We start from the raw sequence: 22,925 nt of genomic DNA, 5'->3' as shown, positions 1-22,925 counted from the left end.
TTCCATCTCCTTTTACTCCGTTAATTTAGCTTTTAACGTTAATTTTAATGTTTCTGAAATAGTCATTTTAGAAATGTTAAAATAATACGTAACGTCATTCATTTTATAACTCTTATTTTCAATGGCTCGTTCTAAAAGAAAATCACTTTCGGCAATATTGGAAACTTTTTCTCCAATTAAATGTTTAATTTCTTCTTTAACTAATTCTTCGAGTTCATATACGGTTAATCGATCCATTTTATATTTTTCCCAGTTATCAATATTTATTTCAATACTCTCAATAGTAGGAGCTTTATTTGTCTTTTCGTTAAGATCTTCGTTACTTTTTGTTAATGCATCGTTCTGTAAAGTTAATTCACTAATCTTAGACTTTAATTGTTGATTTTCTTCTAATAACGATTCATACATCGATCCATACATATAAATTAGAATTATATATGCAATGATTCCACCGAATACTGCACCAACAAAAAAACGTTGCCATGAGGGTTTCTTATGATAAGGGGGAATATGCATTACGAAATTTCTCCTTGGATAAGCCATTCTAATAGTAAGGTTGCTGATTTTACCCCTCCCATAGCAGAGAGTATTAATAGAACTTGTTTGAATAAGTCAAATGTTGATCCATCAAGCAATCCCTTTTGAAAATTTTCTATTGCGTCAAATGTTCCGCCAATTGCCGCAACAATTGCCCATATTCGTAGATTATTCGCAATTCGAGTAATGGAACTGACTGGTGCATCCCCGACTGCAAATGCTGCAATACTTCCTATTATCGCACCGCCTATAATTACACCAAATGCAATGAAGTAACAATGGATAAAAGTATCAAAAAAACGCTCTTCCATATTTCTCCTCCTTTATCGAGGGTTCTAACATATCTTATGAAAACAAAGGACAAGTTATGATATCCCCCATAGATCAAAATGGAATCCTATCTAATGCATGTTCTTCTTAAATTGGTATAATGGGGTATAGAAAGAAGGCGTGATTTTAAATGGCTTTTACACATTTACATGTTAGAAGTAGCTATAGTTTAATGGATAGTACAATAACGATTGATAAATTAATTGATAAGGCTAAAAAGCTGCAATTTGATGGACTAGCCTTAACGGATGAACATGTTCTTTATGGGGTTATTCCATTTTACAAAGCATGTGTTGAAAATGGTATAAAGCCCATTATTGGTATGACTGTATTTGTAGAACAGAATGAAAATATGTTCGAGTTAGTTTTATTAGCAAAAAATAATAAAGGTTATCAAAGCCTTACTCGATTAAGTTCACAAATACAATTAAATCAACAAAAGGTTATTTCAATAGAGAAGCTATCAGGATTCACTAATGATTTAATAGGAATATTACCAACAAATAATCCGATTTTGGAGAATTTGTTGATACATAAGTCGCATGAAGAAATAAACCAATACCTTAGAAATTGGTTGGGGTTATTCCAAAGAGATGATTTTTATTTAGGAGTTCAACCGGATGAACAACGACTCTTTCTATCATTAAAATCAATTCAAGATTTATCAGGAATTTCCGTTGTTTCTTTATGTGATGTACGGTATTTAGATGAAAAAGATGATATGGCTTTTGATATATTGCAATCCATGAAAAAAGGAAAACAATGGGACATGAAATTGTCCTCACCAAACGTAAAACGAAAACATTTAAGGTCAAGCATGGAAATGGAACAAATTTTCCAAAATGATTGGCCTGAAGTGTTACAAGAAACAGAGATTATAAAAAATAAATGTCATGTATCTTTTGACTTTAATCAGAAGTTATTACCGTCATTTCCTCTTCCTGAAAATATAAAGGCCGATCAATACTTAGAAAAGCTTTGCTGGGAAAATGTGGGGAAGAAATATACTACGGTTACAGATGTTATTTCTCAAAGATTGGCATATGAAATACAAACGATTCAAAAGATGAAATTTAGTGATTACTTCTTAATCGTAGCTGATTTTATATGGTACGCGAAAGAAAATAATATATTGGTTGGACCGGGAAGGGGATCATCTGCCGGATCCCTTGTTGCATATCTTTTAGGTATCACGGACGTTGATCCAATTAAATATAATCTTATATTTGAACGATTTTTAAATCCCGAAAGAAAAACAATGCCCGATATCGATGTGGATTTTTCTGATGAACGTCGTGATGAAGTAATTGAATATGTACGAAATAAATACGGAGTCGAACATGTAGCACAAATTATTACGTTTGGTACATTTGCTCACCGATCATTAATTAGGGAACTTATGAAAACGTTGAATGTGGAACAACAAGATATGTATTATATTTTAAATAAATTACCACAACAGTCATCCAAGAAATTATCCAACATTTTAAAGGAATCAGAGGAATTAAACGAGTATATTAAATCCTCTAAAAAATTAAAGATACTTTTTACAGCAGCAATAAAATTAGAAGGGATACCAAGACATATATCAACTCATGCTGCTGGTGTCGTTATAAGTAATAAACCATTACTAGAACATGTACCACTGACTATTGGTACGAACGAAACAAGATTAACTCAATTTACGATGAATGATTTGGAGTCATTAGGTTTATTAAAAATGGATTTTTTAGGATTACGTAATCTATCCTTTATAGAAAAAATCCTAAGATCTATCCATTTTACTGAACATAAAGAAGTAACTCTTGATCAACTTCCAGAACATGATCAAAAAACGTATTCTTTATTACGTAGTGGGAAAACAAATGGAATCTTTCAACTTGAATCACAGGGAATGAAAAGAGTATTAACAGAATTAAAACCAGATTCCTTTGAAGATATTGTAGCGGTAAATGCGCTTTTTCGTCCTGGTCCAATGGATTTTATTCCTGTTTATATTGCGCGTAAAGAAAAGCGTGAACCGATTCATTATCCACATCCGGACTTAGAACCTATCTTGAAACCAACATATGGTGTATTAGTGTACCAGGAACAAATTATGCAAATTGCTAATAAAATTGCTGGATTTAGTTTAGGAGAAGCGGACATTTTAAGAAGGGCTGTCAGTAAAAAGAAACAACAAGTAATGGAAGAGCAAAAAGAGGCCTTTATAGAAGGGTGTATCAAGAATGGGTATGAAAAAATAGTTGCTAGCGAAATCTTTAGTTGGATTGTTAAATTCTCTAATTATGGTTTTCCTAGAAGTCATGCAGTGGCATATAGTAAAATTTCGTATTATTTAAGTTACTTAAAAGCACATTATCCAGCAAATTTTTTTGCGGAATTATTAAATTCTTTCGGAAATCAGCAGGAAAAATGGAACCTTTACTTGAAAGAAATAAGAGAAATAAATATAACTATTCTCCCACCTTCTATAAATAAAAGTTATGGCAGATATTCCGTTGAAAATGGACAAATTCGCATCGGTCTTGCAGCGATTAAAGGGGTAGGTAATCAAGCGATTAAGGAAATAATAAACGTTAGGAAAAATGGTGCCTTTAAACATTTATACGATTTTTGTTTACGGGTAGACCTGAAACTGGTTAATCGTCAAACGATGGAGAATTTAATTATGGCCGGCGTTTTCGATGATAGTTATTCAAATCGAGCAAGTTTATTAGCATCTTTAGATCGAGCGAGAGAACAAGGAGAGTTATTTAGTGAGTTTTCTAGTCAATCTAGTTTCTTTCAAGATGAACTTTTATTCGAAATGGATTATGTACAAATAGAAGATTTTAGTATAGCGAAAAAACTAGCAGACGAGAAAGAGCTAATCGGGACATTCGTTTCGAGTCACCCATTAAAGGAACTCCGTCCAAGCCTAAGAGGGAATGGCTATATAACTATGCGGGAAGTGCAGAGATTTATTGGGAAACGTCGTATTTCTTCCGCTGTACTTGTTCAATCACTTAAAACAATTAGAACAAAGCGCGGAGATCCGATGGCTTTTCTAGTAATTGGCGATGAGACAGGAGAGGTGGATGCTGTCGTATTCCCAGAACTTTACCGTAACATTAACCAATGGCTTAAAGAGGAGTTAATGATTACTGTTAAAGGAAAAGTAGAATACAGGAATAACAAACTCCAATGGGTTTTAGAAGATGTTCAACCATTTAGTGAAAACCAGTTAGACCAAAAATCTAGTAAAATAATGTTTGTTAAAGTTACACCAAATAAAAGAGATACTGCTTTACAAACGATTCAACAAATTGCGAATAAATACCCAGGGAGTACATCTATCATTATTTATCATGAGGAAACGAAACGAACGTATCAACTTTCTCAGGGTTATAATATCCATGCTAATTATGATAGTTTAAAAGCATTAAGGCATTTTTTTGGTAACGAAAATGTAGTATTGAAAAATAATTAAAAAAAGTACATTTGCAAGTAGTTTTTTTGATAAATTAAATGGGCGTTACTTTACATGATTCATCCATCTGATATAATGTAGGATTATAAGTGGTCAGACCACTAGGGGTTATTATTATTGAATTTTATTTATAAAATCAAAGGGGCGAATAATAAAAATGGCAAGTCTAAAAGACGAATCACTACACATGCATAAAGTAAATCAAGGGAAATTAACGATTCAATCCAAGGTTCCGGTTAGAAATTCAAAAGATTTAAGCTTAGCATATTCACCAGGCGTTGCAGAACCTTGCAAAGAAATACATGATCGAGAAGAATCTGTATATGATTATACAATGAAAGGTAATATGGTAGCTGTAGTGAGTGATGGATCAGCGGTATTGGGTCTTGGTAACATAGGTCCAGAGGCAGCTCTTCCTGTAATGGAAGGTAAATCAGTATTATTTAAAGCATTTGCAGGTGTGGATTCATTCCCAATCTGTTTAGATACGCATGATGTAGATAAAATTGTGGAAACAGTTAAATTAATGGAACCAACCTTTGGTGGTGTTAATTTAGAAGATATTGCCGCTCCTAATTGCTTTATTATTGAAGAACGACTTAAAAATGAAACAAATATACCTATATTCCATGATGATCAACATGGTACAGCAATTGTAACTGTAGCGGGATTAATTAATGCATTGAAACTCGTGGGAAAATCTTTTTCGAATATACGTGTAGTGGCTAATGGTGCAGGAGCTGCTGGTATAGCCATTATTAAGCTACTAAAACATTTTGGTGTGCATGATGTGATTATGTGCGATTCCAAAGGTGCTATATATGAAGGTAGGCCGTATGGAATGAACAGCGTGAAGGAACAAGTAGCAAAATATACAAATAGAAATAAAATAGAAGGTAGTTTGAACGAAGTAATAGAAGGTGCCGATGTATTCATCGGGGTTTCAGTAGCTGGTGCTTTAACAAAAGAAATGATTACAAAAATGAATGATGATCCTATTATTTTTGCAATGGCAAACCCGGATCCAGAAGTAATGCCTGAAGTTGCAAAAGAAGCGGGAGCGAAAGTTATCGGTACAGGGCGTTCTGATTTTCCGAATCAAGTAAACAATGTTTTGGCATTTCCGGGAATCTTCCGTGGTGCTTTAGATGTTCGTGCTACAAGAATTAATGAGGAGATGAAAATCGCCGCTGCAGAGGCTATAGCTTCACTGGTTTCTGAAGAAGAACTTCATGATGATTATGTGATTCCAGCTCCTTTTGATGATCGTGTTGCTCCTACGGTTGCAGCAAGTGTTGCCAAAGCTGCAATGGAAACAGGCGTTGCAAGAATTACATTGAACCCGGAAGAAATTGCTGAAAAAACAAGAAGATTAACAAAAAATTAAAATTCCGTCGAATCCTTTAAAGGAGAAGTTACTGATTGTGTCAATGCTACCAAATCAGAAAGCTTACCATGGTGTACTAGAGCAAATTCGTATTTTTATTCACGAAAATCAATTGAAACCGGGAGACAAGCTCCCATCCGAAAGAGAACTAGCGGAATCTTTAGGAACAGGAAGGTCTTCCGTACGAGAAGCGCTTCGTGCACTTGAACTATTAGGAATTATCGAAACAAGACACGGGGAAGGAACTTTTCTTAGCTCGTATCGTTCTTTTCAAACAGTTAAAATATTAGCATCCTTTATTCTAGGTAATAGTAGTACGAAAGAAAGTATTATTACTACACGCAAATTAATTGAAAAAGAAGCGGCAAAACTAGCTTTACAAAAAGTTGAAGATAAAGATATTACACAATTTAAAAAGATAATTCAGGACTTAATTAATAATCCAAAGCAAATGCACATCGATTTTTTCACTCTTATTTTAAATAAAACAGAGAATGAACTACTGTTGATAATCTGGCAACTGATCTTGGAATTCTCCCAAATATTCGATAAAGGATTTTATGACTCTCCATTCTATCAACAGTTAGTTGATCTTTATGAAAAAGAAGATTATTCACGAATAGAAGATTTATTTATGAAACAGTTTTTCAGTTAAATATATTCTTATACCGGTAAATTATGACAAAATTTTTAAAAGCCCTTTGTTATACTTTAGGAAAATTTATCCCACCTAAACGGGTAGTAAGACTCCCCCTCAAACTTCTAGGGGGGATCAACAGCTCGTAAAGGTCCGATAAGTGCGACTAACCATCAGTGGCGGATGAAGGCCCCCACTAATGGAAGTCTTCTTTAAAGGATTAAAAAATATTATCTCGCTATTTTGACGACAACCTAGTTTTTAATCAACACATAACAAAGGTAAAGATGTGCAGAGCAAAGGAGGAAACATTTTGCAGCTTAAGGAAATTTTTACAAAGCGAAAGAAATATGCAACAATCCCAAATGAAAATAGTAAAATTGATGTTCCACAAGGACTCATGCAAAAATGTAAAAATTGTAACAAAATATATTATCGTAAAGAAATGAAAAAATCTTTAAATGTTTGTCCAAATTGTGGTTATCATCATCCACTTTCAGCTTGGGAACGAATTGAAAGTTTATTTGACGAAGATACCTTTAAAGAATGGGATGCAAATATAACTTCGTCTAACCCTTTAAATTTCCCGGAATATGAAGAAAAAGTATTAAAAGACTGTGAAAAAACCGGACTCAATGAAGGGGTAGTAACTGGTAAAGGAATGATTAATGGGCAAGAAACTGCATTCGCAGTAATGGACTCGTACTTTAGAATGGGGAGTATGGGTTCTGTAGTCGGCGAAAAAATTGCTAGATCAGTTGAAAATGCACGTAAAGAATCTCTTCCTTTTATCATTTTTACAGCTTCAGGTGGAGCAAGAATGCAAGAAGGAATACTTAGCCTAATGCAGATGGCAAAAACCTCTGTAGCTATTAAGAGGTTTAGCGATGATGGTGGTCTAATGATCTCTGTTATGACTCACCCAACAACTGGTGGAGTCTCAGCTAGTTTTGCATCCATTGGGGATTATAACTTTGCAGAGCCAGGAGCATTAATAGGATTTGCTGGAAGAAAAGTAATTGAACAAACCATTCGGGAAAAACTTCCTAAAGATTTCCAAACATCGGAGTTCTTAATGGAACATGGACAGTTAGACAAGATTATTCACAGACATGAAATGAAAAACCTTCTTACTACGATTCTAGAGATGCATCAAAAGGAGGTTAATTGACGTGAAGCAAATCCTTGAATTTGAAAAACCAATTATTAATTTGAAGGATAAAATTGCTGAATTAAAGAAGTTTACAGCAGATAGTGAAATTGATTTAACCGAAGAAATAAATAAATTGGAAGATAGGTTGGAACAATTAGAAGACGACATATATGGTAATTTAAAACCATGGGATCGGGTTCAAATGGCAAGGCATTCTGAACGACCAACAACTCTAGATTATATCCACCAATTATTTACCAACTTTATTGAATTTCATGGCGACCGTCGTTATGGAGATGATCAAGCTATTGTGGCAGGAATTGCCTATTATAAGGACAAACCTGTAACAGTTATAGGACACCAACGAGGAAAAGACACAAAAGAAAATATTAAACGTAATTTTGGTATGCCACATCCAGAAGGCTATCGTAAAGCTTTACGTCACATGGAACAAGCTCAAAAGTTCAATCGCCCAATCATTACATTTATTGATACAAAAGGTGCATATCCTGGAAGAGCGGCTGAAGAGCGGGGGCAAAGTGAGGCTATTGCCAAAAACCTTATGGAGATGGCTGGATTTACTGTTCCTATTGTATGTATTGTGATAGGTGAAGGTGGTAGCGGAGGGGCTCTAGGTTTAGGTATTGGTGATCATATCCATATGTTAGAGAATTCTACATATTCCGTTATTTCACCAGAAGGAGCAGCTTCTATTTTATGGAAAGATGCTAGCTTAGCTAAAAAAGCAGCAGAATCTATGAAAATCACTGCTAATGATTTGAAAGAACTAAATGTCATTGATCAAGTTATTCCGGAGCCCAAAGGTGGAGCACATCAAGACATAAAAGTACAAGCTGAAAAAATAGATGTCGTTCTCGAACAATCGATTCGAGAATTAAGTAAATATACAACTGATGAATTATTAGAAAAAAGATGGGAAAAATATAAAAATATAGGTGATTATAAACTGTTATAATCAAAATCGATTAAAGACTGATAGAGTATTTATCAGTCTTTCATTTTTCACTTTATTTCAAAAAAATATTTTTCGACCTTTTTCAATGATATTTGTTGATATTTGTGGAGTTTTAATTTATCTTAAACATATATCGATTATATGAAACAGCTGTTTAAAATGAATTAGTACAGCTTTTATAAATTAAATTTAAGTCTACTGAGGTGGAAAAAATGCTTAAAAAAATCGGTGTATTAACGAGTGGTGGAGATGCACCCGGTATGAATGCTGCAATTCGTGCTGTAGTTAGAAAAGCAATATACCATAATATTGAAGTATACGGAATTAGATATGGTTATCAAGGATTAATGGAAGGTAACATTAAAAAGATGGATCTAGGTTCTGTTGGTGATATTATTCACCGTGGTGGTACTATATTAGCTACGGCCAGAAGTCAGGAATTCAAAACAGAAGAAGGACAACAAAGGGCTATCGAGCAACTAAATAAATGGGGTATCGAAGGTCTTGTTGTTATTGGTGGAGACGGTAGCTTCCGTGGTGCACAGAAATTAACAAGTAGAGGATTTCCTTGTATCGGGGTTCCAGGAACTATTGATAACGATATACCAGGAACTGATTTTACCATTGGGTTTGATACGTCTTTAAATACAGTCTTAGAAGCAATTGATAAAGTTCGTGACACAGCAACATCTCATGAGCGTACATATATTATTGAGACTATGGGAAGAAACGCTGGTGATTTAGCATTATGGGCTGGATTAGCTGGTGGTGCAGAAAGTATTATAATTCCAGAGGTAGATGAAGAATTTTCGAATATAATTCATCGGTTGGAACGTAGTCGCGAAAGAGGTAAAAGACATAGCATTATCGTATTAGCGGAAGGTGTTGGTAATGCTTTTGAATTTAGTGAACGGATAAAGAAAGAAACTGGAATAGAAACAAGAGTTACTGTTTTAGGGTATATTCAACGTGGAGGTTCTCCGACTGCTCAAGATAGAGTTTTAGCAAGTCGTCTCGGTGCTAGGGCTGTAGAACTTTTAATTGAAAATAAATCCGACCGAATGGTTGGAATACGAAATAACGAAATAGTGGATAATGACATCGATGATATTTTATCGGGTAAACACCATTTAAATAAGGGAATGTATAATTTATCCAAAGAATTATCGATTTAATTACCGCTTAGGAGGAATACAATAATGAGAAATACTAAAATCGTTTGTACAATTGGACCTGCTTCAGAGTCTGTTGAAACATTGGAAAAGCTAATCGATGCTGGAATGAATGTGGCTCGATTAAATTTTTCACATGGGGATTTTGATGAACATGGTGCTAGAATAAAAAATATCCGTATGGCAGCTGAAAATAAAAAGAAAACAGTAGCGATCCTTTTAGATACGAAAGGTCCAGAAATAAGAACAGGTAGTTTTGTAAATGGTCAAGACGAAATCGTTGCTGGGCAAACAGTATATATTTCTATGAATGAAATGGAAGGAACTGCAGAACGTTTTTCAGTTACATACCCAGGTTTAATTGATGATGTTCACGAAGGATCTAAGATTCTCCTAGATGACGGATTGATTGAATTGGAAGTAACTGCTATAGATAAACATACTAATGAAATTAGAACAACTGCATTAAATAGCGGAACGATAAAAAATAAAAAGGGCGTAAACGTACCAAATGTTTCTGTTAAACTTCCTGGATTAACTGAAAAAGATAAAAAGGACATTGAATTTGGGATTGAACAGGATGTTGATTTTATTGCAGCTTCATTTGTTCGTCGTGCATCTGATGTGTTAGAAATTAAAGAGGTATTAGAAAATAATAACGCAACACATATCAAAATCATCCCTAAGATTGAGAATCAAGAAGGGATTGACAACATCGATCGCATTTTACAAGTTAGTGATGGTTTAATGGTAGCTAGAGGAGATTTAGGTGTTGAAATTCCTGCCGAAGATGTTCCATTAGTACAAAAAGAATTAATTAAAAAATGTAATAATGCAGGAAAGCCAGTTATAACAGCTACACAAATGTTAGATTCTATGCAACGTAACCCACGTCCTACAAGAGCTGAGGCTTCAGACGTAGCGAATGCTATTTTTGATGGGACAGATGCCATTATGTTATCTGGTGAAACAGCAGCGGGTAATTATCCAGTAGAATCGGTTCAAACAATGAATAACATTGCATTAAAAGCAGAATCAGCACTAGACTATCATGCTGTGTTAGAAGAACGCTCCAAAGAGGTAGATATGAACATTGCAGAAGCAATTACACAATCTGTTTCCCATACGGCAATGAACCTAAATATTGATACAATCATTGCCCCTACAGAAAGTGGACATACTCCAAGTATGATCTCCAAATACCGTCCGAAAGCAACTATATTAGCTGTGACAGTTAATGAAAAAGTAAATCGTCAACTTTCACTTGTGTGGGGTGTTCATGCAGTGATGGGAAGACAAACAACTTCTACTGACGAGATGTTAAGTGTTGCCATAGACAAAGGTCTTGAGTCAGGGTTATGTCATCGTGGAAATCGTGTCATTATCGCGGCAGGAGTTCCGGTTGGGGAAAGTGGAACAACCAATTTGATTAAAGTTCATGTCATTGGTGATGTTATTGCTAAAGGTCAAGGAATTGGTAAGCAAAGTGCATATGGAAAAGCAGTAAAAGTGAAAAATGCAGATGAAGCTATTTCAAAAGTTCAACAAGGTGATATTGTTGTTGCCTATGGTACGGATCGAGAAATGATGCAAGCATTAGAAAAAGCGAGCGGAATTGTTACTGTAGAAGGTGGACTAACATCACATGCTGCCGTTGTTGGCTTAAACCTTGGAATTCCAGTAATTGTAGGTGTTGATAATGCATTTGAAATAATTGAAGATGGCCAAGAACTTACAATTGATGGTTCTAAGGGTGATATTTATAAAGGTCATGCTAAAGTACTTTAAGAACTGTACAATACTTTTTGAACGACTTAAATAATATAAACAATAAAAATCGGCTGTTTTGCCGATTTTTATTGTTATAATAGGGGGATTAGGTAAATGCGATGGTTATTACTAGCTTTATTCATTCTTCCAGCTTGTGAAATTGGTGTTTTTGTTTGGATTGGTGGAAAGATTGGCCCATGGTGGGTAGTATTACTAATTTTATTGACAGGGATCATAGGTATAACGATTGCTAAGATACAAGGTACCTATACGTTACAAAAAGCAAGGATATCCATAAATAATGGGCAAGTCCCAACAGAACAAATCATGGATGGAATTTGCATTTTGATAGGTGCAGTATTTTTATTATCTCCAGGTTTTATTACAGATACCATTGGCCTTTTACTTGTTTTACCGATATTGAGAAAGCCGCTAAAAAGGGTTTTGTATCATTTTATAAAAAGAAAAATGAGTAACGGAACTTTTATTTTTCGAAGATGGTAAATGGTTTACCCTTTAACAAATGTTTTAACTAATTTAAATATACCTGTTTGATAACATACATTAATTAGAATAAGAATAAATGGGGTAATAATTAATCCAACTAGTCCCCATATTTTAAATCCAATAAAATAACCAATGAGTGCTAAAAGAGGATGTATCCCCATATTAGATGATAAAATCTTAGGTTCCAAAATTTGCCTGCTAATAATAACAATCATATAAAGGATGGATAAACCGATAGTTAGGGTGTAGTTTCCGCTAACAAATAAATAAACAATCCAAGGAATAAAGATAAAACCAATACCAACAAAAGGAATTAAATCAACAAGAGCACTAAATGCCGCAATGGTTAGGGCTTGGTCAACTTTAAGAATGAGAAGCCCGGTAAAAATGGTTATGCCAGAGATACCGATTAATGTAAACTGCGCCTTCATAAATCCCCCTATTCCTTTTTTAAAATGAATATTAAGTTGTTTGGTGATGGAATTAACTTTATTGGGTATTAATTTAATTATTTTTTTCCTTAACGAATACCATTCATTGGAAATAATAAATGTTCCAATAATAATAAAGATCAAAATGGCAATGGAATTGGGAAGATGGCTTAAGAAATTTGGAATAAAAATAAGAAAATCTTGTAAAAAGGTTGACCCTTTTGATCCAATATGGTTCATTATTTCTTCCAGGGTATTTTTTATGGTAGTTTGTTGTGTCGTGTCTAGTGACAAGAAAATTGATAGTATTTTTTGTTGAATTGGTAAAACAGAAGTATTAAAGAAATCTTTCATATAAATAACCAATTCTTGAAAATAGATTGGCAATTTTTCTGCTAGAAATAATGTTCCTTGATAAATTTCTAAAAACGCTATAAAAAGAATACCAAGTAAACTAAAAATAATGATACAAATACTGATTATTACAGAAAGAGCCCTTGGGAAATTTAGTGTTTTTTGCAAGAAATCTACTAAAGGGTTCATAAGGTATGCTATTAAAAATGCAATAATGATTGGATATATATATGGAAGTGTATTAACAAAGATAAAATAACCAGTCAACAATAAAATCATTAAAAGTAAAATACGAGAAAATTGCATCCAATATCGTTTATACATAGGTATCCCCCAATGAGCTGCATCTACAATCTCCTTTTTACTTTACTTATGCTACTTGGAAGAAAAATAGACATATAAATTACCATACTAATTTGTACTATTTTAATAGGTATTTTACGTTAAATTAAAAAGTTAAACGGTTTCAATTCACTTTCTCTTCGTTTTACTTTATAATTGATTTTGGGGAAGGCAATATTTATATAAAAATAAATGAATATTTCCTAAAAAACGAATTAATGATATACTAAGTAATATAAATATTGTCTGAAAGTTGTAAGTAACATATATAGAAAAGGAGATGTTTCATATGACAACAACTACGAAAGGGCTTGAAGGGGTAGTAGCATCAAGATCACAAATTAGTTCGATCATAGATGATCAACTAACGTATGTTGGGTATACGATTGATGACTTAGCCGAAAATGCTAGTTTTGAAGAAGTAGTTTTTTTATTATGGAATAAAAAATTACCGAATCAAAAAGAACTAGATGCTATTAAAAAAGAGCTGGCGGAGAATATGGAAGTTCCCAATGAGATTTATGAACATTTAAAATCTTACGACATGTCAAAAGTACATCCGATGGCTGCTTTAAGAACTGCTGTATCGATGCTTGCTTTATACGATGACGAAGTAGATGTTATGGAAGCGGATGCAAATAAGCGCAAAGCAATTCGTATTCAAGCTAAAATCGCAACAATTGTAACAGCGTTTTCTAGAATTCGTAAAGGGAAAGAACCGGTTAAACCTAAAAAGGACTTAAGCTATTCAGAAAACTTCTTATATATGTTGAACGGAAAACAAGCAAATTCCATCGAAGTTGAAGCAATTGAAAAAGCATTAGTATTACATGCTGACCATGAATTAAATGCTTCTACATTTACTGCAAGGGTATGTGTTGCTACATTATCTGATGTTTATTCTGGTATCACTGCCGCAATTGGTGCATTAAAAGGACCATTGCATGGTGGAGCTAACGAAGCAGTTATGAAAATGCTATTAGAAATTGGCGAAGAAGAGAATGCAATCCCATATATTGAGAAGAAAATTGCAAATAAAGAAAAAATAATGGGAATGGGACACCGTGTGTATCGTACTGGTGATCCGCGTGCTAAACATTTGAAAGAGATGTCTAAACAATTAACTAAAATAACAGGACAAGAGAAATGGTATAACATGTCTGTTGAAATAGAGGACTATATTAAGAAAAATAAAGGATTGCCTGCAAATGTTGATTTCTATAGTGCTTCTGTTTATCATAGCTTAGGTATAGACTATGATTTATTTACACCTATTTTTGCGGTGAGCCGTACTTCGGGTTGGTTAGCGCATATACTAGAACAGTATGAAGATAATCGTTTAATTCGCCCAAGAGCTGAGTATATTGGCCCACAAAAACAAAAATATATACCTTTATCACAACGTTCATAGTCTAAATATTATTAAAATCATTATTATTTTACCATTTCTTATGAATCTATTAGAATATTGAATAGTAGGTAAAAGCTATTCCTACTATTCAGTTTGTATATTTGTATAATACTAGGAGGTAATTTTTATGACACAAGGAGAAAAAATTGTAGTAGAGAATGGACAAATGAATGTACCGAATAATCCTATTATTCCGTTCATTGAAGGGGATGGAACGGGTCCGGATATTTGGGCAGCTGCGAAAAAAGTAATTGAAGCAGCAGTTGAAAAAGCATATGATGGCTCTAAAAAAATCGATTGGCTAGAAGTGTATGCTGGTGAAAAGGCTTATAATAAATTTGGTGAATGGCTCCCACAAGATACGTTAGATAAAATTAATGAGTATAAAATTGCAATTAAAGGACCTTTAACTACTCCAATCGGTGGGGGAATTCGTTCATTAAACGTTGCGCTTAGACAAGAACTTGATTTATTTACATGTCTTCGCCCAGTTCGTTACTTTGAAGGGGTACCTTCTCCAGTTAAACGTCCTGAAGATGTAGATATGGCAATTTTCCGTGAAAATACAGAAGATATTTATGCTGGTATTGAATGGCAAAAAGGTACAGACGAGGTTAAAAAGGTAATCGAATTTTTACAAAATGAGATGGGTGTACATAAAATCCGTTTCCCAGAAACATCTGGAATTGGTATTAAACCTGTTTCTGAAGAAGGGACAAAACGTCTAGTTCGTTCTGCAATCCAATATGCTTTAGATGAAAATCGTAAGAGTGTTACATTAGTACATAAAGGTAACATCATGAAATTTACAGAAGGTGCATTTAAGCAATGGGGTTATGAAGTTGCTGAAGAAGAGTTCGGTGATAAAGTATTTACATGGTCCGAGTACGATCGAATTGTTGAAAAAGATGGAAAAGATGCTGCTAATAAAGCACAAGATGAAGCATTAGCTCAAGGTAAAATCCTGGTTAAAGATGCTATAGCAGATATTTTCTTACAACAAATTCTAACTCGTCCAAAAGAGTTTGATGTAGTAGCAACCATGAATTTAAATGGTGACTATATTTCTGATGCTTTAGCTGCTCAGGTAGGTGGAATTGGTATTGCTCCTGGAGCTAATATAAACTATGACACTGGACACGCTATTTTCGAAGCTACTCATGGTACAGCACCTAAATATGCTGGACTTGATAAAGTAAACCCATCATCAGTTATCTTATCTGCGTGCTTAATGCTAGATCACTTAGGATGGAGAGAGGCATCACAATTAATTATGAATTCTATGGACAAGACAATTGCATCAAAAGTTGTTACTTATGATTTTGCACGTCTTATGGATAATGCTACAGAAGTTAAATGTTCTGAATTCGCTGATGAGCTAATTAAAAATTTAGGATAATGAATCCTGAAAAATAATGGGTATCACCACGAGTTTTGTGGTGAACCCATCCTTTCTATATGGAAGGAAACCAACTGGAATTTTCAATCAAAACAAAAAGGGGTTAATCTTTTATGGGATTAAAACGTAATAAAATTTCTGTTATCGGTTCTGGATTTACCGGGGCAACTACCGCTCTAATGATTGCACAAAAAGAATTGGGAGATGTTGTATTAGTAGATATTCCAAATATGGAAAACCCTACTAAAGGTAAAGCGCTAGATATGGCTGAAGCAGCTCCAGTACAGGGGTTTGATGCAAGGGTAATAGGTACAGCTGATTATGCGGATACTAAAGATTCCGATCTTGTCATTATTACTGCAGGTATTGCACGTAAGCCAGGTATGAGCCGTGATGACTTAGTAAATACTAATGCTAAGATTATGAAAAATGTTACACAAGAAATCGTCAAGCATTCTCCAGAAACAACAATTGTTGTTTTAACGAATCCTGTTGATGCAATGACTTATACAGTTTATAAGGAATCTGGATTTCCTAAAGAACGTGTTATTGGTCAATCTGGTGTTTTGGATACAGCAAGGTTTAGGTCGTTTGTTGCGGAAGAACTGAATGTATCGGTAAAAGACGTAACTGGCTTTGTTCTTGGAGGACATGGTGACGATATGGTCCCACTCATCCGTTATTCCTATGCAGGTGGCATTCCTTTAGAGAAATTAATTTCCAAAGAGCGCCTTGAAGCGATTGTTCAGCGTACTCGAACTGGTGGAGGGGAGATTGTTAATTTACTTGGAAATGGAAGCGCCTATTATGCTCCAGCAGCATCTTTAACGGTTATGGCAGAGGCTATACTAAAGGATCAACGACGAATTCTTCCATCTATTGCTTACTTAGAGGGAGAATATGGCTACCAGAATATTTATTTAGGTGTTCCAACTATATTAGGTGGAAATGGTATTGAAGAAATTATCGAGTTAGATCTAACCGAAGAAGAGAAAGCTGCACTGGATAAATCAGCCGAATCAGTAAAGAAAGTACTTAACGTTTTAGAATAAGAGATAAATGAACTTCTACTTATATATAAGTAGAAGTTTTTTTGCAGATGGGAAAGTATAAATTCTTTCCCATCTGGCGCTCCAATTATTCGCCTCTACATATTTACAACTAAGGCATACCCCCGAACTAATAGAGGATGCCAAGTTATCTAATAAAGAAAACTGCCATCAATGGGGGAACTTCATCCACCACTGATGGTTAGTCGCACTTACGGAGCAGTTGATCTCCATAATGTAAAGAAAGTGTAAAATTCACCTAACTTTTCCCTGTTTGCTATCATTCAATGGTAATATTAGAATTAAAGAAAACTTTACTTCTATAGGGGGTATTTAGGTGGCGCAAAAAATTCTAATTGTAGATGACGAAAAGTCCATTGTAACATTATTAAATTATAATTTAGAGAAAGCTGGCTATATAACCGATACTGCATTTGATGGAAAAGAAGCTATTCAAAAAATTGAACAAAATAATGATTATAATTTGGTAGTTTTAGATTTAATGCTCCCTGAAATAGATGGGATGGAAGTTTGTAAATATTTGCGCAGTAATAAAAACGATACACCAATCCTCATGTTAACAGCTAAAGATGATGAATTTGATAAAATACTTGGTTTAGAGCTAGGAGCTGATGACTATTTAACGAAGCCTTTTAGCCCGAAAGAAGTTATTGCACGTATTAAAGCAATTTTGCGTAGATCAAATATGACTCCAGCCTCGCAATTTTCTACCATCCGCATAGGTGAGTTAATTATATACCCGGAAAGATATGAAGCGGAAATAAATTCAAATAGTATTACCTTTACAAGAAAGGAATTTGAACTCCTATATTTTCTAGCAACTAATAAAGGAAAGGTCATTTCAAGGGATCAGTTATTAAGCGGTGTTTGGGATTATGATTTTGTTGGCGATACGCGAATTGTTGATGTGCATATAAGCCATTTACGTGAGAAAATCGAACCAAATTCAAAAAAGCCAGTTTATATTAAGACGGTACGTGGTCTTGGTTATAAGCTGGAGGAACCAAGGGTATGAAAAGTCTTATTAAAAAACCACTTTCATATTATATGCTTATCATTTTTGTCCTTTCCGTGATTAATGGATTGCTTTTATTTCCTATTGTAGATAATGTAATTATACTTATTGCTATATTAATTATTAACTTTTGTATATTAACATTATTTCTGCAATTTTTTAACGTTAATCATATGAAGCCGTTGAGTAAAGCAATTACTATTCTCTCTGAAATAAATCAAGGGAACTATCGGGTAAGGTTTCACTTTTCAGGGAACAATATTATTGGAACAATAAGCAAAGAAATAAATTCTTTAGCAAGAAATATGAATGAATATTCTATCCAAGAAAAAATGCAACGGGAACAATTAACTACCATTATAGAAAATACAGAAAATGGATTAGTATTAATTGATGAAAAAGGCTATATTCATTTAGTGAACAGGAAATTTTTAACGATTTACGGTAAAACTATGAAAGAATATAAAGGTTATCTTTATTATGAAGTGCTGGAAGAAGAAGTGTTTCATAAAACGATTCAAAATGCCTTTTTATATGAAGAAAATGTTAAAAATGAATTTACGCATTATGAAGGAACAGAAAAAGTATATTACCAAATCATTGGAGTTCCAATTTTTAACGAAAAAAACCGACTAAAGGGTGCTGTTCTTGTCATTCATGATATAACAGAATTGAAAAAGTTAGAATTAATGCGAAAAGACTTTGTTGCTAATGTTTCTCATGAATTAAGAACCCCAATTACTTCTATACGCGGTTTTGCTGAAACATTATTAGAAGATGATTTAAAAAATAAAGAAGTTGCGAAAGAATTTTTAACCATTATATATAACGAAAGTGATCGAATGCAACTGCTTATTGAAGATTTGCTTACCTTGTCTCGCTTAGAGCAGGAGAATTTTCAGCTCATTGTAAATGAAATTGATGTGGAAGGGTTATTAAAAGACATCATTCCGGCTTATCAAATGAAGGCAAGGAAGAAAAAGATAAGCATTGCTTTTTCTGTGGATGAAAAATTAAAGTTTAAAGCAGATAAGGAAAAAATTAAACAAATTATTATTAATTTATTAGATAATGCCATTCATTATACACAAGAACAAGGTAAAGTCTCTCTAGCGATCAATTCAACCGAAGAATACGTACACATCCATGTTTCAGATACTGGTATGGGAATTGATAAGGCTGTTTTACCGCGTATCTTTGAACGATTCTATCGAGTGGACAAAGCGCGAAGTAGGAACACCGGTGGGACAGGATTAGGGCTTGCAATTGTTAAACACATTGTAGATGTCCATGATGGTAAAATTGAAATAGATAGTGAAATCAATAAAGGTACACATATCCATATTTATCTACCTAGGAAATAACATCTACTGACACAAAGTAGGTGTTTGTTTTTATTTCCTTCAGATTAAATGATAAAATAAGCTTTAAGCGATTGTTCACACGCATTTTAAGTGTAATGATAATTGGAGGATTATACATGACAACAAAAAAACTAGTCTTGATTGATGGAAATAGTATCATCTACCGTGCATTCTTTGCGCTTCCATTATTGAATAATGATAAAGGGGTTTATACAAATGCCGTTTATGGATTTACAACGATGTTATTAAGGATATTACAAGAAGAAAAACCCACCCATCTATTAGTAGCTTTTGATGCCGGAAAGACTACCTTTAGGCATGAAACGTATAAAGAATACAAAGGAGGGCGTCAAAAAACTCCGCCAGAACTTTCCGAACAGTTTCCGGTTTTGAAAGAATTGCTTGATGCCTTTCAGATTAAGCATTACCAATTGGAGCAATATGAGGCCGATGATATCATTGGAACACTTTCTTTACAAGGAAAGGAAAAGGGTTACGATGTAACAGTCATATCGGGTGACAAGGATATGTTGCAACTCGTATCTGATAAAGTTACCGTAAGTGTTACAAAAAAAGGGATAAGCGAAGTGGATCAATATACCCCAGAGTTTTTAATGGAAAAAATGGAGATTACTCCCGAACAAATTATTGATTTGAAAGCCTTAATGGGGGATAGTTCGGATAATATTCCAGGGGTACCCGGAGTAGGACAAAAAACAGCTACTAAACTACTTAAGCAATACCCAACTTTAGAGGAAGTTTACGAACATATCGATGATGTTAGTGGAAAGAAACTAAAAGAAAAATTGGCTACTCATAAAGATGATGCTTTTATGAGTAAAGATTTAGTGACTATTAATCGGGACTCTCCTATAGAAATAAAAATAGACGATATTGTATATGAAGGTTATTCGGAACATGAGGTAAGTACAAAGTTTAAAGAATTGGGATTTTTATCGCTTTTAGATAAAGTATCTGCAGATTCAATAGATAGTGATGCACCAACAGAATTAAAAGAGATTGAATTTACGATAGTTGATGAAGTAAAAGAGGAACTATTTACGAATCAGGATGCATTTATCGTAGAATTGGCTGGAGAAAATTATCATTCTGACGATATTTTAGGATTTAGTATTGTAAATGAAAATAAAAAATTCTTTGTACCTGTTGATGTTGCTTTACATTCAGATGTGTTTAAAAAATGGGCAGAAGATGAAACAAAGGAAAAACAAGTTTTTGACGCTAAAAAGACATTAGTTTCTTTATTACGAAATGAAATTCATATTAAAGGGATTCGTTTTGATATGTTATTAGCTTCTTACTTGTTAAACCCTTCAGAAAATAACCATGATATACCTGCCATTGCAAACCGGATGGGATATAGGGATGTCTTGTTTGATGAAGAAGTATACGGAAAAGGTGCAAAGTGGAAGGTTCCTGAACAGGAAAAACTAGCTGAGCATATTGTTCGGAAGGCAAATACATTATTTCATTTAAAAGATAAAATGGAAGAGAAATTAAAAGAAAATGAACAATTTACCTTATTAAATGAATTGGAAATGCCCATTGCACTCATTTTAGGAGAAATGGAGCATCAGGGAGTACTAATTGATACGAACAAAATTAAAGAAATGGGCGAAGATTTAAAGGCAAGACTAGATACTCTAGAAAAAGAAGTACATGAACTGGCGGGGGAAACATTTAACCTTAATTCTCCAAAACAACTAGGTCCGATTTTATTCGAGAAATTAGGGCTTCCCGTTATTAAGAAAACAAAAACAGGATATTCTACTGCTGCAGATGTTCTGGAACGACTTGTAGATGAGCATGAAATCATCCCGAAATTATTGCTTTATAGACAATTGGGCAAACTCCAATCAACTTATATTGAAGGATTATTAAAGGTAATCAATAAAGAAACAAATAAAGTTCATACCCGTTTTAATCAAGCGTTGACACAAACTGGCAGATTAAGTTCTGTTGATCCTAACTTACAAAATATTCCAATCCGATTAGAGGAAGGTAGAAAGATCCGTAAAGCATTTGTGCCGTCGGAAAAAGATTGGGTCATGTTTGCTGCGGATTATTCTCAAATTGAATTACGTGTTTTGGCCCATATATCAAAGGATGAAAAACTAATTCAAGCATTCCAGAATAATCTAGATATTCATACGCAAACCGCTATGGATGTTTTCCATGTTGAAGCGGACGAAGTGACTGCGAATATGCGTAGGCAAGCAAAAGCAGTAAACTTTGGAATTGTTTATGGAATAAGTGATTTTGGATTATCACAGAATCTAAAAATTTCTAGAAAAGAAGCAAAACAATTTATTGATCGTTATTTTGATATTTATACCGGTGTACAAAACTACATGGAAGAAATTGTTCAAGAAGCAAAATTAAATGGTTATGTAACGACAATTATGAATCGCAGAAGATATCTACCAGAAATAAACAGTAGAAATTTTAATGTGAGAAGTTTTGCTGAACGGACAGCAATGAATTCTCCTATTCAAGGAAGTGCTGCAGATATTATTAAAAAAGCAATGATTGATTTGCATACGAAATTGAAGGAAGAGAAAATGCAAGCACGCATGTTGCTACAAGTACACGATGAATTAATTCTCGAAGCTCCAAGGGAAGAAGTGGAAAAGTTAAAGGTAATCGTACCGGAAATGATGGAAGGTACTGTAGAATTAAGGGTTCCTCTTAAAGTGGATTACGCTTTTGGGGATAGTTGGTTTGATGCAAAGTAAGGAGTAGTAGCGATGCCTGAATTACCAGAAGTAGAGACGATAAGAAAAACACTTATACCACTAGTCTCTAATAAAACAATAGATAAAGTAGAAGTATACTGGCCAAAAATGGTGAAAGTCCCAGATGATGTCGAGAGATTTAAATTATTGTTGCAAGGGCAAACGATTCAAAGAATGGGAAGAAGAGGGAAATTTTTATTATTCTATTTAAATGATGTCGTTCTAATTTCTCATTTAAGGATGGAAGGCAAGTATGGAGTTGTTTCTTCAGCTGAACCGATAGAGAAACATACTCATGTTATTTTCACATTTACTAATGGTGAAGACCTTCGTTATAATGATGTTCGCAAATTCGGTACGATGCATGTTTATCCTATTGGCCAAGAGTTCGAAAGTGAACCATTAAAAAAGTTAGGACCTGAACCATTTGATGAAGGTTTTACGCTAGACTATTTATACCAGAAGTTGAAAAGGACAGAGCGCCCTATTAAGGCAGTATTATTAGATCAAACTGTCGTTACAGGTCTTGGAAATATCTATGTTGATGAGACATTATTCCGTGCCAAAATACATCCTTCAAAAAAAGCAAGTCACTTAACAAAAAAAGAAGTAGAACGAATTCGTGATGAATCCATCCATACGTTAGCCGATGCGGTTAAACAGGGCGGAACAACAATCCGTTCTTATGTTAATGGTCAGGGAGAAATGGGGATGTTTCAACAAGAGTTGTTTGTTTATGGACAGGAAAATAAAGAATGTAAACGATGTGGAAATCTAATTTTAAAAACGAAAGTTGCTGGACGTGGCACGCATATTTGTCCTAATTGCCAAAAAGAATAGAG

18 protein-coding genes are annotated in these 22,925 nt (G+C 34.1%); 15 read left to right on the top strand and 3 right to left on the bottom strand.

Annotated elements, in window-relative coordinates:
- Positions 1 to 12: 12 nt before the first annotated feature.
- Positions 13 to 516 carry a sporulation membrane protein YtrI gene (gene ytrI, locus KM885_RS02400; protein WP_047185394.1) on the bottom strand — a complete coding sequence of 168 codons (504 nt, stop codon included), beginning with the start codon at positions 514 to 516 and terminating at the stop codon, positions 13 to 15.
- Positions 516 to 848 carry a sporulation membrane protein YtrH gene (gene ytrH, locus KM885_RS02395; RefSeq protein WP_047185393.1) on the bottom strand — a complete coding sequence of 111 codons (333 nt, stop codon included), beginning with the start codon at positions 846 to 848 and terminating at the stop codon, positions 516 to 518. The genes ytrI and ytrH overlap by 1 nt, the downstream gene beginning before the upstream one ends.
- Positions 849 to 997: 149 nt before the next feature.
- On the opposite strand from ytrH, the gene dnaE reads away from it, so the two are divergent.
- From dnaE to KM885_RS02355, 8 genes are all read left to right on the top strand, one after another.
- Positions 998 to 4,339, top strand: coding sequence for a DNA polymerase III subunit alpha (dnaE, locus tag KM885_RS02390; protein ID WP_204797700.1), 3,342 nt, complete (start codon positions 998 to 1,000; stop codon positions 4,337 to 4,339).
- Between the two features lie 157 nt (positions 4,340 to 4,496).
- Positions 4,497 to 5,726 (top strand): NADP-dependent malic enzyme, encoded by a 1,230-nt coding sequence (gene ystJ, locus KM885_RS02385; protein ID WP_047185391.1) that lies wholly within the window; start codon positions 4,497 to 4,499, stop codon positions 5,724 to 5,726.
- A 43-nt stretch (positions 5,727 to 5,769) separates the two neighbouring features.
- Complete coding sequence (locus KM885_RS02380; RefSeq protein ID WP_225344046.1) at positions 5,770 to 6,381, top strand: FadR/GntR family transcriptional regulator; 612 nt, start codon at positions 5,770 to 5,772, stop codon at positions 6,379 to 6,381.
- 295 nt (positions 6,382 to 6,676) lie between these two features.
- Complete coding sequence (gene accD, locus KM885_RS02375) at positions 6,677 to 7,534, top strand: acetyl-CoA carboxylase, carboxyltransferase subunit beta (RefSeq protein ID WP_047185389.1); 858 nt, start codon at positions 6,677 to 6,679, stop codon at positions 7,532 to 7,534.
- 1 nt (position 7,535) lies between these two features.
- Entirely contained in the window at positions 7,536 to 8,492 is a 957-nt protein-coding gene (accA, locus tag KM885_RS02370) for an acetyl-CoA carboxylase carboxyl transferase subunit alpha (RefSeq protein ID WP_047185388.1), read from the top strand.
- Positions 8,493 to 8,704: 212 nt separating this feature from the next.
- Positions 8,705 to 9,667 carry a 6-phosphofructokinase gene (gene pfkA, locus KM885_RS02365; protein WP_047185387.1) on the top strand — a complete coding sequence of 321 codons (963 nt, stop codon included), beginning with the start codon at positions 8,705 to 8,707 and terminating at the stop codon, positions 9,665 to 9,667.
- A 24-nt stretch (positions 9,668 to 9,691) separates the two neighbouring features.
- Positions 9,692 to 11,452, top strand: coding sequence for a pyruvate kinase (gene pyk / locus KM885_RS02360; protein ID WP_047185386.1), 1,761 nt, complete (start codon positions 9,692 to 9,694; stop codon positions 11,450 to 11,452).
- Positions 11,453 to 11,548: 96 nt separating this feature from the next.
- On the top strand, positions 11,549 to 11,938 hold the full coding sequence (locus tag KM885_RS02355; protein WP_047185385.1) for an FxsA family protein: 390 nt from the start codon (positions 11,549 to 11,551) through the stop codon (positions 11,936 to 11,938).
- Between the two features lie 5 nt (positions 11,939 to 11,943).
- On the opposite strand, the gene ytvI is transcribed toward KM885_RS02355, so the two are convergent.
- On the bottom strand, positions 11,944 to 13,050 hold the full coding sequence (gene ytvI / locus KM885_RS02350) for a sporulation integral membrane protein YtvI (protein WP_047185384.1): 1,107 nt from the start codon (positions 13,048 to 13,050) through the stop codon (positions 11,944 to 11,946).
- Positions 13,051 to 13,357: 307 nt separating this feature from the next.
- On the opposite strand from ytvI, the gene citZ reads away from it, so the two are divergent.
- The 7 genes from citZ (at position 13,358) to mutM (ending at position 22,923) form a co-directional block, all read left to right on the top strand.
- Entirely contained in the window at positions 13,358 to 14,479 is a 1,122-nt protein-coding gene (gene citZ / locus KM885_RS02345) for a citrate synthase (protein ID WP_047185383.1), read from the top strand.
- A gap of 127 nt (positions 14,480 to 14,606) precedes the next feature.
- Positions 14,607 to 15,878 carry an NADP-dependent isocitrate dehydrogenase gene (gene icd / locus KM885_RS02340; RefSeq protein WP_047185382.1) on the top strand — a complete coding sequence of 424 codons (1,272 nt, stop codon included), beginning with the start codon at positions 14,607 to 14,609 and terminating at the stop codon, positions 15,876 to 15,878.
- A 113-nt stretch (positions 15,879 to 15,991) separates the two neighbouring features.
- Positions 15,992 to 16,930: a malate dehydrogenase gene (gene mdh / locus KM885_RS02335; protein WP_047185381.1), complete on the top strand. Its 939-nt coding sequence runs from the start codon at positions 15,992 to 15,994 to the stop codon at positions 16,928 to 16,930.
- Between the two features lie 334 nt (positions 16,931 to 17,264).
- The gene (locus KM885_RS02330; RefSeq protein ID WP_047185380.1) at positions 17,265 to 17,963 is read left to right on the top strand and encodes a response regulator transcription factor; all 699 of its coding nucleotides are present in this window, start codon (positions 17,265 to 17,267) and stop codon (positions 17,961 to 17,963) included.
- On the top strand, positions 17,960 to 19,327 hold the full coding sequence (gene pnpS / locus KM885_RS02325; protein ID WP_047185379.1) for a two-component system histidine kinase PnpS: 1,368 nt from the start codon (positions 17,960 to 17,962) through the stop codon (positions 19,325 to 19,327). The genes KM885_RS02330 and pnpS overlap by 4 nt, the downstream gene beginning before the upstream one ends.
- Before the next feature lie 116 nt (positions 19,328 to 19,443).
- Positions 19,444 to 22,083, top strand: a complete 2,640-nt coding sequence (gene polA, locus KM885_RS02320) for a DNA polymerase I (RefSeq protein ID WP_047185378.1) — start codon at positions 19,444 to 19,446, stop codon at positions 22,081 to 22,083.
- Positions 22,084 to 22,095: 12 nt separating this feature from the next.
- Positions 22,096 to 22,923 (top strand): DNA-formamidopyrimidine glycosylase, encoded by an 828-nt coding sequence (gene mutM / locus KM885_RS02315; RefSeq protein WP_047185377.1) that lies wholly within the window; start codon positions 22,096 to 22,098, stop codon positions 22,921 to 22,923.
- Positions 22,924 to 22,925 lie beyond the last annotated feature (2 nt).

The sequence above is a fragment of the Oceanobacillus caeni genome (genome assembly GCF_019037185.1).
Classification (GTDB): Bacteria; Bacillota; Bacilli; order Bacillales; family Amphibacillaceae; genus Oceanobacillus; species Oceanobacillus caeni.
This window is presented reverse-complemented; position numbering and strand designations above follow the sequence as displayed.